The sequence below is a fragment of the Salirhabdus euzebyi genome (assembly GCF_014207435.1).
GTDB lineage: Bacteria > Bacillota > Bacilli > Bacillales > Alkalibacillaceae > Salirhabdus > Salirhabdus euzebyi.
Map to the genome: position 1 here is coordinate 264208 of NZ_JACHGH010000003.1, position 15972 is coordinate 280179.

13 protein-coding genes are annotated in these 15972 nt (G+C 37.0%); all 13 read right to left on the minus strand.

Annotation, left to right across the window (positions count from 1 at the left end):
* Window positions 1-12 precede the first annotated feature (12 nt).
* The 13 genes from HNQ94_RS06445 to HNQ94_RS06505 all read right to left on the minus strand — a co-directional run bounded on the left by HNQ94_RS06445 (window position 13) and on the right by HNQ94_RS06505 (window position 15905).
* Window positions 13-969 carry a polysaccharide deacetylase family protein gene (locus HNQ94_RS06445; protein ID WP_174495415.1) on the minus strand — a complete coding sequence of 319 codons (957 nt, stop codon included), beginning with the start codon at window positions 967-969 and terminating at the stop codon, window positions 13-15.
* Between the two features lie 193 nt (window positions 970-1162).
* Complete coding sequence (gene pnp / locus HNQ94_RS06450) at window positions 1163-3286, minus strand: polyribonucleotide nucleotidyltransferase (RefSeq protein ID WP_174495416.1); 2124 nt, start codon at window positions 3284-3286, stop codon at window positions 1163-1165.
* A gap of 132 nt (window positions 3287-3418) precedes the next feature.
* A complete protein-coding gene (gene rpsO / locus HNQ94_RS06455) occupies window positions 3419-3688 on the minus strand; it encodes a 30S ribosomal protein S15 (protein ID WP_174495417.1) in 270 nt (89 codons plus the stop codon).
* A 121-nt stretch (window positions 3689-3809) separates the two neighbouring features.
* Entirely contained in the window at window positions 3810-4757 is a 948-nt protein-coding gene (gene ribF, locus HNQ94_RS06460; RefSeq protein WP_174495544.1) for a riboflavin biosynthesis protein RibF, read from the minus strand.
* 130 nt (window positions 4758-4887) lie between these two features.
* Window positions 4888-5793: a tRNA pseudouridine(55) synthase TruB gene (truB, locus tag HNQ94_RS06465; protein ID WP_174495418.1), complete on the minus strand. Its 906-nt coding sequence runs from the start codon at window positions 5791-5793 to the stop codon at window positions 4888-4890.
* 158 nt (window positions 5794-5951) lie between these two features.
* Window positions 5952-6302: a 30S ribosome-binding factor RbfA gene (rbfA, locus tag HNQ94_RS06470; protein ID WP_174495419.1), complete on the minus strand. Its 351-nt coding sequence runs from the start codon at window positions 6300-6302 to the stop codon at window positions 5952-5954.
* Between the two features lie 44 nt (window positions 6303-6346).
* A complete protein-coding gene (locus tag HNQ94_RS06475) occupies window positions 6347-6625 on the minus strand; it encodes a DUF503 domain-containing protein (protein ID WP_174495420.1) in 279 nt (92 codons plus the stop codon).
* The gene (gene infB, locus HNQ94_RS06480) at window positions 6622-8781 is read right to left on the minus strand and encodes a translation initiation factor IF-2 (RefSeq protein WP_174495421.1); all 2160 of its coding nucleotides are present in this window, start codon (window positions 8779-8781) and stop codon (window positions 6622-6624) included. Before infB ends, HNQ94_RS06475 begins: the two co-directional genes overlap by 4 nt.
* Before the next feature lie 4 nt (window positions 8782-8785).
* Complete coding sequence (locus tag HNQ94_RS06485; RefSeq protein ID WP_311771620.1) at window positions 8786-9109, minus strand: L7Ae/L30e/S12e/Gadd45 family ribosomal protein; 324 nt, start codon at window positions 9107-9109, stop codon at window positions 8786-8788.
* 2 nt (window positions 9110-9111) lie between these two features.
* Window positions 9112-9372, minus strand: coding sequence for an RNase P modulator RnpM (gene rnpM / locus HNQ94_RS06490; protein ID WP_174495423.1), 261 nt, complete (start codon window positions 9370-9372; stop codon window positions 9112-9114).
* A gap of 15 nt (window positions 9373-9387) precedes the next feature.
* The gene (nusA, locus tag HNQ94_RS06495) at window positions 9388-10494 is read right to left on the minus strand and encodes a transcription termination factor NusA (protein WP_174495424.1); all 1107 of its coding nucleotides are present in this window, start codon (window positions 10492-10494) and stop codon (window positions 9388-9390) included.
* Between the two features lie 15 nt (window positions 10495-10509).
* Window positions 10510-10983, minus strand: a complete 474-nt coding sequence (gene rimP, locus HNQ94_RS06500; RefSeq protein WP_174495425.1) for a ribosome maturation factor RimP — start codon at window positions 10981-10983, stop codon at window positions 10510-10512.
* A gap of 629 nt (window positions 10984-11612) precedes the next feature.
* Window positions 11613-15905: a PolC-type DNA polymerase III gene (locus HNQ94_RS06505; RefSeq protein ID WP_174495426.1), complete on the minus strand. Its 4293-nt coding sequence runs from the start codon at window positions 15903-15905 to the stop codon at window positions 11613-11615.
* Window positions 15906-15972: the final 67 nt, after the last annotated feature.

Consider the following 15972-nt stretch of genomic DNA (forward strand, 5'->3'; position numbering starts at 1 on the left):
CTTCATTTTTTATTATTGTCTTTCTTCGTCTAATAATTTACTAACTGTACCAATTTTATATTTTTTCTCCTTAATTTTCAAAATTAAGTCGCTTAAAGACTCCTTCGTTACTTCAGTTGGGTGCATTAAAATCATAGCCCCCGGTTCTAATTTTGGAATTACGCGACCTAATAGGACCGATTTGGTCGGTTTTTTCCAATCAATAGTATCAAGTGTCCAAAGAATAGTCTCCATCTTATGGCTATGTACAATTTCTACGACTTGGTTTGTAAAATTCCCTGCAGGAGGTGCAAACAAAGTTGGTTTTACATCTAAAATGCTATTGATGATTTCATTCGTCTTCGTTACCTGTTCATGTATTTGATTTTCTCCTAAGCGAGACATATTAGGATGGTTATATCCATGACTACCAATTTCATGACCTTGTTCCTTCACCATTTTTAGTAATTCTACATTTTTCTGTGCCCATGCACCGTCAATAAAAAAAGTAGCTTTAACATTGTGTTGCTTTAATACTTTTAACATATCCGGTATATATTCTTCTCCCCAAGAAACATTTATTAAAAAAGACACCATTTGTTTATTTGGATTCCCACGGAAAATAGGGGCTGCAGGGAGATCCTTCAGTTTAACCTCAGGTTCTATTTGTTTATAGACGAGTAATTTTTCATCAAACTTTCCCTTTTTCTTCATTTTTGCATATGACTTTGAAATATCAACCTTTAAACCATTCAAACCAGGCATTTTTTTCCACACTTTATCTATTTTAGCACTATGCGGTTCCTTTTCATACTCTTTAGCTTTTTGTTCTAATTCCTGATAAAGGGGATCTTCTGTATTAACTGCCGTAACAGTTACATTCTTCATCACAGAAACATAATCCTCCGTAAATGGATTTTCGACCACACCTAAAGAGACAATCACTAACGTAATAAATAAACATAAATGCATGAAATGCTGTTTTTTCATTCGTATATTCCCCCCTCACTTCACCTTATGAAGGGGGTGTACAAGTTAGAACGTTCCTATAAACAGAAGTTACACTTGAATAATAACAAAAGCTAATTCGCCACCCAACTAGTACCACAATACTTCTTCTATGACAATTACCTCAACAAAACACAAAAAAGAAGCTGGATATCAGCTTCTTCTTACTCACCATTTATTTTGTTTCGCTTTTTTCTTTCGCTGCCTCTTGTTCTTTCATCGCATCCTTGCGAGAAAGATTCACTCGGCCTTGTTGGTCAATTTCTTTTACTTTTACAAGTATTTCATCACCAACAGATACGAAGTCCGAAACATTTTTCACGTGGCTTTCATCTAGTTGAGAAACGTGTACAAGTCCTTCTTTACCATTGAAAATTTCAACGAAAGCACCAAATTTCTCTACACGCTTAACTTTTCCTAGATAAATTTTCCCTACTTCTACTTCGCGAACAAGATTCTCAATAATTTCTTTCGCTTTATTGTTCATCTCCATATCTGTAGATGAAATAAAGATACTACCATCTTGTTCAATGTCAATTTTCACACCTGTTTGTTCAATAATCTGATTGATTTGTTTTCCGCTTGGACCTATTACGTCACGGATTTTTTCAGGTTTGATAGACATTGTTAAGATTTTTGGAGCATATTGAGAAAGTTCGTTTCTAGGATCTGCAATTGTTTCAAGCATGTGTTGAAGAATGATCAAACGACCTTTTCTAGCTTGAGTTAAAGCTTCTTCTAGAATTTCTCGAGACAAACCTTCAATTTTAATATCCATCTGTAATGCTGTTACACCTTCACTCGTACCAGCAACTTTAAAGTCCATATCTCCAAGGAAATCTTCCATGCCTTGAATGTCAGTTAAGATTGTGTAGTCATCACCAGACTTTACTAATCCCATCGCAATACCTGCAACCGGTGCCTTAATAGGAACACCCGCATCCATCATTGCCATCGTACTCGCACAAATACTTGCCTGCGAAGTGGAACCATTAGATTCTAACACTTCTGAAACGACACGTACTGTATATGGAAAATCTTTTTCAGAAGGAATAATTGGTTCTAATGCTCTTTCACCTAAAGCACCATGACCAATTTCACGTCTACCTGGGCCACGAATTGGACCTGTTTCCCCTACACTGAATAGTGGGAAGTTATAATGGTGCATAAAACGTTTAGACTCTTCTAAATCAAGACCATCTAAAATTTGCACATCACCTAGTGCACCTAGTGTACATACACTTAATGCTTGTGTTTGTCCTCTTGTAAATAAACCAGATCCGTGGGCTCTAGGTAAAACACCTACACGAGAAGTTAGAGATCTGATTTGTTCAGGGCTACGACCATCTGGACGGATTTTTTCCTTTGTAATCAAGCGGCGTACTTCTTCTTTTACAATTTTATCAAGGATACCTTTTACTTGCTTAATTGTTTCTTCTTCTGCTTCTTCTTCTTCAAACTTTTGAAGCACCTCATCTTTTACTTGAGAAATTGCTTCTTCTCTTGCATGTTTCTCTTCTACTTGGATAGCTTGTACAAGTTTATCTTTTGCATCTGCTTCCACTTGTGCAGTCAAGTCTTTATCCAGTTCGAAAAGCGTTACTTCCATTTTTTCTTTCCCAACAGCTTCCACAATTTTTTCTTGGAATTCAACTAGGCGTTTAATTTCGTCGTGTCCAAACATAATTGCTTCTAACATGACATCTTCAGGAACTTCATCTGCACCTGCTTCTACCATGTTTACTGCATCCTTCGTACCTGCAACAGAAAGGTGAATATCACTTTTTTCTAATTGCTCTACATTTGGATTAATAATTAATTCGCCATCAATTCTTCCTACTATAACACCTGCAATAGGACCGTTAAATGGGATATCTGAAATACTTAGGGCAATTGAGGAACCAATCATTGCCGCTACCTCTGAGGAACAATCTTGATCAACACTCATTACAGTACTAATCACTTGTACTTCATTTCGGAATCCATCTGGGAAAAGTGGTCGTATTGGACGATCAATCAATCGTGAAGTCAATACAGCTTTTTCACTTGGACGACCTTCCCGTTTTATGAATCCTCCAGGAATTTTACCAACTGCGTATAATCTTTCTTCATAATTGACAGTTAGTGGGAAAAAACTTAGGTTTTTAGGCTCTTTTGAAGCCGTAGCTGCACTTAGTACAGCTGTTTCGCCGTAGCGAATCATACAAGCTCCATTAGCTTGTTTAGCTAATTCTCCTATTTCAACAGTAAATTTACGGCCTGCCAAATCAATGGAGAATTCTTTTTTATTGTCTGCCATATATTTTAACTCCTCTCAAACATATTTCATTTCTGTGATTCTTGTATATGATTAGATTTCTACAAATGGCTATTAGAATATGTATAAAAACTATAGAAAAAGCGGGAATAAATCCCGCTTTTAAAACACCTATTAACGACGTAGGCCAAGTTTTTTAATTAGCTCACGGTAACGAGTTACATCTTTGTTACGTAAGTAGTTCAACAAGTTACGACGTTTACCTACCATTTTCAAAAGACCGCGACGTGAATGGTGGTCCTTTTTGTGAACACGTAAATGTTCGTTAAGATTTTGAATTTCTTCCGTTAGGACAGCTACTTGAACCTCTGGAGATCCAGTATCATTTTCATGCGTTTTGTACTCATTAATAAGTTCATTTTTACGCTCTTGTGTAATTGCCATCCTTTTCACCTCCTCAAATTATCCCCATTCTCCTAGCTAAGCGTCGGTGAGTCGCAAAGCCAAGCGATGGTTGTTTACGTACGGATATTAGATTACATGTTTTTGCTAAAAATTGCAAGAGTTATCTTGAGGAAGTGGAAAAAAAATGACGAATTTGCTCTTCATCTTTCCTTAATTGACTTTTTAATTCCTCAAGACCAGAGAATTTTTTCTCGCCTCTTATATAAGAAAATAATTCCAATTTAAGCTCTTCATCATAAATATTACCAGAAAAATCAAAAATATACACTTCGAGAGTAGGTTTTTCCTCGTCCTTATTAAAAGTAGGCTTATAACCAATGTTAGCCATGCCATAGTAGTATTGATTTTTTACTTCAACCCCCACTGCGTAAACCCCTACTTTTGGTAATAAATATTCATCACCAAATGCTATATTTGCTGTAGGAAACCCAATTGTTCTTCCTCTTTGGTCTCCTTTAATAACCTTACCCTTTAATTGAAATGGTCTACCTAGCAAATGTTGTACATCCTGCATTTCTGCTTTTTGTAATTTCTTTCGTATCAATGTAGAACTTATTTTTTGATCTTGATCTGTCACTTTTTGTATTGTGGTTTGCGTAAATTCGCCTTTTGCATGGTCTTTCATTGAGTCCATGTTTCCTTTACCCATCCGACCATATGAGAAATCAAATCCGGCAACAACGTGTTTCACATTTAATCCTATAAGAAAAACGTTGACGAATTCCTCAGGTTCAAGTTTCGCTAACTCCTCATTAAATTTTACAACGTAAACGACATCAATATCGAGTTTAGCAATTTGGTCTATTTTATCCTCTAGAGGAGTAATATATTGAACATGTTGATTACTTCTATTTAACACAACAGAAGGATGTGGGTGGAAGGTCATGACACCACTTTGGTAGCCAAACTCTTTCGCTACCTTTTTAGCTGTTGAAATTACTTGCTGATGACCTTTATGAACACCATCAAAATAACCAAGTGCTAAAGCTGTTTCTTTTATTTCTACTTTACTTACATCATGTGGGTATTCTAAATAAACTACTTCCAACATTATCACCTGCTTTTTCCTGGTGCCCTACTCTTCTTACTCCTAAATTGGGAAATAGATAAATGGACACGCATTTGATTCAATAAACGAACAGTATTCCTTTTCTAAAACTTTTCCGTCGTTTATTTTCTTATGTAGTAAACATTTTAAAAGGTTTAATAACATCTGTTTTAGACGGATGTAATTGATATAGAGCTAATAGCACTCCTGTATTAGTTTTCACACGAAAAGGGTTCGTATGTAATTCCTCTTCGGGTATAGGCAGTACGGAACCGTGTCGTATACGTTCTTCATCCTGCTCATTAACTGTCCAGACATCATACTTAGACAAAGCATAATCCAAATTTTTTAAATAGTCATGTACCTGTTCACTTGAATTTTTTAGTTCTTCTACACTTACTGCTTGTTCTTGTGTAAACGATCCAGACTCTGTCCGAATTAAGTGAGACATGTGCGCAGGATAATCGAGAGCTTTACCAATGTCTACACACAATGTTCGTATATATGTACCTTTCGAACAACTAATCCGAATAGAAAACGTAACGGTACCATCATCATGTCTTTTTAACTCATCAGATAATAAATCAATGGCGTGAATCGTAACAAATCTTGATGGACGCTCTACTTGTTTACCTTCCCTAGCATATTCGTAAAGCTTTTTCCCCTTTACTTTTACAGCAGAATACATAGGGGGAACTTGCTCTATTTCTCCAATAAAGTTTGGTAATATTTTTTTTACATTGTCTAAGGTAAGCGTGCTATCTACAAGTTTTTTTTCAACAATTGCTCCTTCTCGATCTTCTGTTTCTGTTGAAAAACCGAGACATACTTCTGCTTCATATACCTTTTTCGAGTCCATGATAATGGAAGAAATCTTTGTTGCTTGACCAATACATATCGGAAGAACGCCTTCTACTTCAGGGTCTAAAGTGCCTGTATGTCCAACTTTTTTTGTGTTTGTTAATCGTCTAACGAAATACACACAATCGTGTGACGTCATTCCCTTGGGTTTCCATAATGGCAAGATACCATCCAAGCTAAATCCCTCCATTCATCCTATCATTTATTTATTATTTTGCACAGAAAAAGGATAGACACAAGTAGGTCTATCCTTTTCCTTATATTTCTTTAACAGAAAAGTTTATCGTGGTCGCCAAGGCTTCGTCACGACTGGAATTTGATAAGCATCCATGCTTATCTTGTGTCTTCATTTAAATCACGAAGAAGATTTTCAATTCTATTCCCATATTCAAGGGCTTCATCAATTTCAAACGTTATTTCTGGTGTTTTACGAAGGCGAATTCGTTTTCCAATTTCAGAACGAACAAATCCTTTTGCCTTTGCAAGACCTATTAACGTATCTTGTTTCTTTTCTTCATCACCTAAAATGGAAATATATATTTTTGCTTGTTGTAGATCCCCCGTTACGGACACATCTGTTACCGTCACAAACCCAATACGGGGATCCTTAATTTTTTTACTGATTATATCTCCTAGCTCTTTTTTCATTTGTTCCGCTACTCGACTAACCCGTAATTCACTCATTTATATCACCTCTTTGTCCCGATTTATTTTTCTTTTTGGGACTGCTATAGCCACTCATAGTGATGACTCGATATTTCTAGCTCCGATGAAGTGTCTAACTGTTTTAATACTTCTTGTAGCACGCGTTCTGCCTGCACTTTACTGGAAGAAACATGTGCAATTCCAAAGCAAGTTCGTTGCCATAAATCCTGATAATCTAATTCACTAATGGAGACATTAAAGCTCTGCTGAATTCGATTAATCGTTTTTTTTAGCACGGACCTTTTGTCTTTTAATGAGTGGGTATTATAGAGAAGACAATCTACTTCTAAATAACCGATCATTTACGTTCGATTTCCTCCATCACGTAGGCTTCTACAATATCCCCTTCTTTAACATCGTTAAAGTTCTTAATTGTTATACCACATTCGTAACCTTGAGCAACTTCTTTCACGTCATCTTTAAAACGTTTTAAGGAATCAATTTCCCCTTCAAAGATAACAATTCCATCACGAATTAAGCGAATTCCAGCATCTCGAGTTACTTTACCATCCGTTACATAACATCCGGCAATTGTTCCTACTTTGGAAACCTTAAATGTTTCTCTTACTTCTACTTGACCTGTTACTTTTTCACGATATTCAGGGTCAAGCATTCCTTTCATAGCAGCCTCAATTTCTTCAATAACCTTATAAATGACACGGTGGAGGCGAACATCTACTTTTTCAGAATCAGCTGTTTTCTTAGCATTAGCATCAGGTCTAACATTAAATCCTATAACAACAGCATTTGATGCAGAAGCCAAAATGATATCTGATTCAGTAATGGCACCTACCCCTGTGTGGATAATTTTAATCTTAGCACCTTCTACTTCAATCTTTTGAAGAGAACCAGCTAATGCCTCAACGGAACCTTGAACATCCGCCTTAACAATAAGGTTAATTTCCTTTATATCTCCTTGTTTGATTTGCTCAAACAAATCATCAAGGTTCACTTTTACGCTATCATTTCTTTGTTCTTCAATTTGTTTTTGCTGGCGTGCTTCTCCAACTTGACGAGCTTTTTTCTCATCTTTAAATGCGATAAAGCGATCCCCAGCTTGTGGTACATCACTTAGACCTGTAATTTCTACTGGTGTTGATGGACCTGCCTCTTTAATTCTTCTTCCTAAATCGTTTACCATTGCACGGACACGCCCGAACGTGTTTCCAACAACAATGGGATCTCCTACTTTTAGCGTACCATTTTGTACGAGAAGTGTTGCAACAGATCCTTTTCCTTTATCTAACTCCGCTTCGACAACTGTCCCAGCAGCTAATCGGTCTGGATTTGCTTTAAGCTCCTCCACTTCAGAAACTAAGACAATCATCTCAAGCAAGTCTTCAATTCCCTCACCTTTTAAGGCAGATACTGGTACATAAATCGTATCTCCACCCCATTCTTCAGGGACTAGTTGATACTCAGTAAGCTCCTGCATAACACGGTCTGGGCTAGCACCCTCTTTATCAATCTTATTGACCGCAATAATAATTGGTACATCAGCTGCTTTTGCATGGTTGATGGCTTCTACAGTTTGTGGCATGACGCCGTCATCTGCAGCTACAACTAAAATAGCAATATCTGTAACCTGTGCACCTCTAGAACGCATACTTGTAAAAGCTGCGTGACCTGGTGTATCAAGGAAGGTAATTTTCTTGCCGTTTTTCTCTACTTGGTAAGCACCGATATGCTGTGTAATACCACCTGCTTCACCTTCCGTCACCTTCGTATTACGGATAGAATCAAGCAATGTCGTTTTACCATGGTCAACGTGCCCCATGATTGTAACGATTGCTGGACGTTCCACTAAATCAGCAGGATCATCTTCAAAGTCAAAGTTCTCGATGTCCATTTCGTCGACAACAATTTCTTCCTCAACTTCTACACCATATTCTTCACACATTAATTCTATAGAATCCTTATCTATCTCTTGGTTAATGTTTGCCATTACGCCTAAGAACATCAATTTTTTAATGAGTTCGGACGGCTCTTTACCTAATTTTTCAGCAAGCTCACCAACAGTAAGGGAACCAGAAAATGTGATTTTAGAAGGGACTTCATTATTCTGTTTTTCTTTTTGGTTATCGTTATTCGTATTCATATGGTTATTTTTCTTCTGTTTCTTATTTTTATTATTATTTTTTTGGTTCTTATTGTTTCCATTAGAATTAGTATGGGATTTTTCTTTGTTATTATTGTTCTTTTCTTTGTTGTTTGGTTGTTTATCATTCTTAGGTTTGGTTTCTCCCTGTTTAGCTGATTCTTTTTTGGGTTCTTCTTTTTTAGCCGGTTTATTGTTTCCACCGATCCCAAATTCTTTATCTAATGTATTCTTTGTTGCCTCTGAAATCGTGGACATATGATTAGATACCTCTATATTTAGTTTTTCTAGCTTTGCAATAACATCTTTACTTTTTAAATTATTTTCTTTTGCGTATTCATAAATACGTAATTTGCTCATACATTCACCCCCGGTTAGTTTGATCGAGCAAAGAAGCAATTTTCTTAGCAAACCCACTGTCTGTTATACCAATTGCTACTCTTCCTACTTTGCCTATAGCTTGGGATAATACCTCTCTGTTATCACCTATCACATAAGGAACATTGTAGTGCTTGCTTTTGTCCGTCAACTTTTTATGGGTATTCTCTGATGCGTCGTTTGCAATAATTAATAGTTTAATGTTCTGTCTTTTTATATCTTTTACGATTGATTCCTCTCCAACAGTACATTTCCCAGCACGAAAGGCTAACCCGATCATATTTAAATAGCTTTTATTCAATTTTAACACCTTCAAACTAATTCTAGTAATTCATCATACAAGGAAGGATCTATTTTTGTTTTCAATTGTTGAGATAAAATGTCTTTGTTTTTTGCTTTTTCAATAACATCTTTATCCTTAGAAATATAAGCACCCCGGCCATTTTGCTTCCCGGTCTTATCAACAAAAACTTCGCCTTCTTTATTTCTTACTATTCTAATAAGCTCTTTTTTATCTTTCATTTCCTTCGTCACAACACATTTGCGCAAAGGGGTTTTCTTCTTTTTCACCATAAGATGGACCCTCCCTTATTCAGTAAGATTGTCTTCAATCTCGGAATAAGCATCATCATCGTTACTGCTTGCTTGAAGCGTTCCATCTTCTAGTGCTTCTGATTCACTTTTTATATCTATTTTCCAACCTGTTAACTTTGCAGCTAAACGGGCATTTTGGCCTCGTTTACCGATTGCTAGAGATAGTTGATAGTCAGGAACCACTACAGTTGTGGCCTTTTCATCTTCTTTCACTAGTACCGTAATAACTTTAGCTGGACTTAATGCATTAGAAATGTAGACAACTGGATCGTCAGACCATTCTACGATATCAATTTTTTCCCCTTTAAGTTCATTAACCACCGCTTGAACTCTTTGACCTCTTTGTCCTACACAGGAACCAACTGGGTCAATTTCTGGATCAGCTGCATAAACCGATAGTTTGGAACGGTCACCAGCTTCTCTTGCTACTGATTTAATTTCAACAATTCCATCATATATTTCTGGTACTTCCATTTCAAAAAGACGCTTTAATAATCCAGGATGAGTGCGGGAAACAAAAATTTGTGGACCTTTATTTGTACTTTCTACTTTCGTTAAAAATACTTTCAATCGGTCATGCACTTCATATGTTTCATTTGGCATAATTTCGTTTAAAGGCAATTTACTTTCTGCTTTACCTAGGTCAACATAAATAAAGCGGTGATCTTTCCGTTGAATAATACCTGTCATCACATCTTCCACGCGGTCGATAAAGTCATTAAAAATGACACCACGTTCAGCTTCACGTACTCGTTGTGTTACAACCTGCTTAGCAGCTTGAGCAGCGATACGACCAAAATCTTTAGGGGTTACTTCAATTTCTACCACATCCCCTTCTTCATAATTCGGGTCGATATCATGCGCCTCTTCTAAAGACATTTCCTGCTGAGGGTCTTCCACTACTTCGACTACTTTTTTTCTAGCTAGTACGTGCATGGAGCCTGTTTCTTCATTTAAGTCTACACGTACATTTGTTTTTGATTTAAAGTTCTTTTTGTAAGCAGAAATAAGAGCAGCCTCTAGCGCATCGATTAGAACTTCCTTATTTATTCCTTTTTCTTTCTCTAGGTATTGAATAGCATCAAAGAGCTCGCTGTTCAACGTAGTCTCCTCCTTTTAATTAAAAGTCACTGCTAAGCGTGCTTTAGCAATGGAATCAAACGGTATTTCTACCTTTTTCTTTCTCGTTTTTTCTTTTACTTCTATTGTAACTATGTCATTTTCAAACGATTGTAAAACCCCTTCAAATTCTTTTTCACCATCAATCGCCTGATACAACTTCACGTACACATTCTTCCCTTGATTTCTTTTAAAATCTTCTTCTTTCTTTAAAGGCCTTTCTACTCCTGGTGAAGACACTTCTAAGTAATAAGGATCGGCAATGGGTTCTTCTTCATCTAATTTTTCACTAAGCTGCTCACTAACCTTGCCGCACTCTTCAATGTCGACTCCGCCTTCTTTATCAACGAAAACGCGTAGGTACCAGTTTTTTCCTTCTTTTGCAAACTCCACATCGACTAGTTCTAACTGCATTTCTTCCAAAATGGGCATAACGAGTTCTTCAGTGATTTCTGTAACTTTTTTTCCCATTGTTGTCACTCCTTTAGCCTTTAAAAATATATGTACGATAAAATTCCCTGCCCGTAAAGCAGGGAATTGCACACGAAAATGTCAACAAAGATTTGCCTTAAAAAACATGAGAATAACACGAAAGAGTGGGTTTCCCCACTCTTTCCATTCGTTACTATCCTTTGTTATACCATCAAAAATATACCATAACATCAGGTGCTTTGCAAATTTTTTCCGGTTTTTAAGAAAAGTGGGAGTGCCTTCGTTAGCCTTACTGACTTAAGAGAAGAGCAAGCCTGGTGTTCTTCGCCCTTAATCCTAAGAGCTTGGCACAGTGGATAACAAATAAAACGGCAAGTGCCTTGATTGAGTTTAAAGGGCGCTCATATGAATTGGTTATCCTTTAATTATTATGTTAAACCTTTAATTTTCAAGCTCGAACCTTCAATTATGACGCTGAATCTTTAATGATCAAACTCGAACCTTCAATAAATTACGTTGAAGCTTTAATTACTGGCATAAGCCTTCAAATGTAAGTTGAATCTCTAATTATCTTCGTGCTAAAAGCTTTTTGTGGCAAAAGGAACGTCCTTCGCCCTCAAAACAGCTAAAGATAGGCATAAGACAACCCTTGACCATACCTTTTGCACTTAAAATAAGGATAATTGGTTAGCATCTGGTAATCCTTCTAAACAACCTTGGTTATCAAGATACTCCAAAACAGTTTTCGAAATACGACTTCTTTCTCTTAAGTCCTCTTTTGATAAGAAATCGCCTTCTTGACGAGCTTTGACGATATTTAATGCAGCGTTTGTTCCTAATCCGTCAATTGCATTAAATGGTGGAATGAGCGTTTGACCATCCACAATGAATTCAGACGCAGAAGAACGGTATAGATCTACTTTTTGGAAAGAAAAGCCTCTTTCACACATTTCTAGTGAAATTTCCAATACTGTTAATAAACTCTTCTCTTTCGGAGTGGCGTCATTTCCTTTTGCCAAAATTTCTTCAATCCTTTTCCGAATTGCTTGGCTTCCTTTAATCATCGTTTCTAGCTCAAAATCACTAGCTCTTACCGTAAAGTATGCTGCATAAAACTGAATTGGATAATGCACTTTGAAGTATGCAATTCTTACAGCCATTAATACATAAGCAGCAGCGTGAGCTTTCGGGAACATATACTTAATCTTTTTACAAGAATCAATGTACCAGTCAGGAACATCGTGCTTTTTCATTTCATCAATCCATTCATCCTGTAGCCCTTTTCCTTTACGAACGAATTCCATAATCTTAAAGGCTAGGGATGCTTCTAATCCTTTATGCATGAGGTATACCATGATATCATCACGACACCCAATTACTTCCCCAATTTGACAAATACCTTTATTAATTAATTCTTGGGCATTTCCAAGCCATACATCTGTTCCATGAGAGAGCCCAGAAATAATAACAAGTTCATTAAAAGTGGAAGGCTTTGTGTCCTCTAACATTTGACGAACAAACCGTGTTCCAAACTCTGGTACGCCTAACGTTCCTGTTTTACACATAATCTGCTCTGGTTCGACCCCTATAGACTCCGTACCACCGAAAATTTTCATCACTTCTTTATCGGCAGTTGGTACGTCTTTTGGATCGATTCCAGTTAGATCCTGAAGCATACGAATCACGGTTGGATCATCGTGTCCTAATATATCTAGCTTTAACAAATTGTCATGAATGGAATGGAAATCAAAATGGGTAGTTTTCCATTCTGAGTTTCGATCATCAGCAGGGTACTGGATAGGCGTAAAATCGTATATTTCTTTGTCATCTGGTACAACGATAATACCACCAGGATGCTGTCCACTTGTTCTTTTTACTCCCGTACAACCTTGAACAAGACGGTCTATCTCCGCTCCACGATGGGTTAAATTGTTGTCAGATGCAAATCCTTTTACATAGCCATAAGCCGTTTTTTCAGCTACTGTACCTATTGTTCCTGCACGGTAAACGTTATCTTCACCAAAAAGAACTTTCGTATAATTATGAGCACGTGGCTGATAATCACCAGAGAAGTTCAAATCGATATCAGGAACTTTATCCCCTTTAAAGCCTAGGAATGTTTCAAACGGTATATCTTGTCCGTCTCTTTTATATGGAATACCACACGTTGGGCAATCCTTATCCGGTAAATCGAATCCCGAACCTACGGAGCCATCTGTAAAAAACTCTGATTTTTTACATGCTGGACACACGTAATGTGGTGGGAGTGGATTAACTTCGGTGATTTCCGTCATCGTTGCAACGAAAGAGGAGCCTACTGATCCACGTGAACCTACTAGGTACCCATCAATTAAAGATTTTTTTACTAGTTTATGAGAAATCAAATAAATAACCGCAAAGCCATGACCAATAATACTTTTCAATTCTTTTTCTAATCTTTTTTCAACGAGTTCTGGTAAATCTTCTCCATAAATACTTCTTGCCATCCCATAACTCATTTCACGTATTTCCTCATCTGCACCATCAATATTAGGTGTATATAAGTCATCTTTAATTGGTTTAATAGACTCAATCATATCGGCCACTTTTTGCGTGTTCGCGACTACAACTTCTTTTGCTTTCCCTGCCCCTAAGAAAGCAAAGCAGTCGATCATTTCGTTTGTTGTTCGGAAATAAACATCAGGCATTTTTTGTCTATTTAAAGGATTACCACTTTGTGAAGCGACTAATATTTTTCGGTAAATGATCTCGTGCTCATCGATATAATGTGTGTTTCCAGTTGCAACGACAGGCTTATCTAGTTTCTCCCCTAAAGCAACTAATTTAGTTAAAATGTCATGCAAATCATGCTCATCACGCACTAATTCTTTTTCAATTAAGTGTGCATAGTTTGATGGTGGCTGGATTTCAATGTAATCGTAAAATTGAGCGACCTCTTCTGCTTCTTCCTTCGATTTTTGCATCATCGTTTCAAATAGTTCACCTTTATCACAACCGGAGCCAACTAAAATACCTTCCCGATGCTTTTGTAATTTAGAGCGTGGGATCCTTGGAACCCGATAAAAATAATCAACGTGTGATAACGATATTAATTTATATAAATTTTTAAGTCCTACTTCATTTTGAGCCAAAAGGATAGCGTGAAACGGTCTAGAGCGCTGATAAGCGTTTCCTTCACCCATATTATTGTTTAATTGGTTATGATTAGTAATCCCTTGTTCCAAACATTGTTTAACAAACTTCCATAGCATATAACCTGTTGCTTCCGCATCATAAATAGCTCGGTGATGCTGTACAAGTTCTATATTTAATTGTTTACACATTGTATTTAGACGGTGGTTTTTTAAATTTGGATACAAAAATCTAGCTAATTCTAGCGTATCTATAACAGGATTAGATGCTTTTTCACGATTAATGTTCTTTAATGCCGTATTTAAGAAACCCATATCAAAGCTAGCATTATGGGCAACTAAAATTGCATCACCCATCCAATGATAAAATTTTTCAACGACTTCATCTACTTCTGGGGCGTCTCTCACCATATCATCGGTAATTCCTGTTAACTCAGTCGTAGTATCACTTAAAGGGTGATGCGGGTTAACAAAGGATTCAAAACGATCAATAATGTCTCCACCCTTTATCTTAACAGCGGCCAATTCAATAATCGTATCATAAACAGCAGATAACCCTGTTGTTTCGACGTCAAATACAACATATTCGTCTTCTTCTAGGAGACGGTCCTGGTCATTGTAAGCAATAGGAACTCCATCATCCACGATATTGGCTTCAACCCCATAAATGATTTTCACTCCATTTTTGCTTCCAGCAGCATATGCTTCCGGGAAGGATTGGGCAACACCGTGATCGGTTATAGCAATGGCTGAATGTCCCCACTTTGCTGCTTGTTGAACGAGGCGGGAAGCGGATAACGGCGCATCCATCTGACTCATCATCGTGTGGGCATGTAATTCCACACGCTTTTCCCCTTTTGGTGCGAGGTCTTGACGTTCTGCTACTTTTATTTCATTCAAGTCCTTGCCCATCATCGTTAATTCATTTGTAAAAGTATCTGTTTGGATACTACCTCTTGCTCTTACCCACATACCTTTAGACAACTTCTTGAATTTCTCCGCATCGCTGTCTCCATTAGAAAATATTTTCACTTGAATAGAGTCCGTATAATCCGTAAGCTTTGCCATTAATAAATGACGACCTGAACGTAATTCTCTAATTTCCACATTAAAAACATAGCCTTCTATTGTAATCTTACGTTCTTCTTCTTGTATTTCTTTCATCTTTGTTGGCTCATCTTGAATTGGATAACCAAACATGAAAGGACCTTCATTTTCAGAGGAATCTTGTTTTCGTGCTTTTTCTTCATTATCTTTAATCGCCTTTTGCATAAGCGAGTGGTCTTCTTGCTGTTTCATTTCCACAAATCGTTTCATATCTTCTTCTGATTGCTGAATGTTGGCTTGAAGCATGAACGCTCCTGCTCCAACCTTCTCAAAAAATTGCTGTAAAGGCTGCTCCAAACGTTTTTTAATGGCATGCCCTTCTGCTTCATTTCGAGCAGAGACAGTTAACTTCTTTCCATCCATTCTAGGAATCTGATTAAATAAAACATCCTTATATGCTGGTGATAGATTCGAAATGGACTGGATAAAGCTTGTCCAATAGCCCGATAAGTAATCCTCCGTAAAGATTTGATTAGCAACATCGATACGAAAATCTACAGTAGCAATATGTGTAAAAGCTTCTCTGAGTTTCGCATCAAAAAGCTGATAAACATCTGGCGGTAAAATTTCAGGAAAATGAAATTTAAAAACCCATTTTTTCTCCTGCTTAAAAACCGTTAGTTTTTGCAAAGAGGCTTCTTGAAAATATGGAGTAATCATGTCTGCAGGTAGTTGAATTTGCTCAAGCAAAATCAGCATTTTCTCTTTATTTGAAACCTTCATCTGTAGTCCTCCCCTTATTCCCCTTAACATGATAAACCCTTGTCTAGTAACGTTTTGACAAGGGTTT

Excerpts from the sequence above, each read along its gene's own strand:
- infB (WP_174495421.1), bottom strand. The coding sequence starts at position 8,781 with ATGAGCAAATTACGTATTTATGAATACGCAAAAGAAAATAATTTAAAA.
- rnpM (WP_174495423.1), bottom strand. The coding sequence starts at position 9,372 with ATGGTGAAAAAGAAGAAAACCCCTTTGCGCAAATGTGTTGTGACGAAG.
- rimP (WP_174495425.1), bottom strand. The coding sequence starts at position 10,983 with ATGGGAAAAAAAGTTACAGAAATCACTGAAGAACTCGTTATGCCCATT.
- pnp (WP_174495416.1), bottom strand. The coding sequence starts at position 3,286 with ATGGCAGACAATAAAAAAGAATTCTCCATTGATTTGGCAGGCCGTAAA.
- rbfA (WP_174495419.1), bottom strand. The coding sequence starts at position 6,302 with ATGAGTGAATTACGGGTTAGTCGAGTAGCGGAACAAATGAAAAAAGAG.
- HNQ94_RS06475 (WP_174495420.1), bottom strand. The coding sequence starts at position 6,625 with ATGATCGGTTATTTAGAAGTAGATTGTCTTCTCTATAATACCCACTCA.
- HNQ94_RS06445 (WP_174495415.1), bottom strand. The coding sequence starts at position 969 with ATGAAAAAACAGCATTTCATGCATTTATGTTTATTTATTACGTTAGTG.
- rpsO (WP_174495417.1), bottom strand. The coding sequence starts at position 3,688 with ATGGCAATTACACAAGAGCGTAAAAATGAACTTATTAATGAGTACAAA.
- HNQ94_RS06505 (WP_174495426.1), bottom strand. The coding sequence starts at position 15,905 with ATGAAGGTTTCAAATAAAGAGAAAATGCTGATTTTGCTTGAGCAAATT.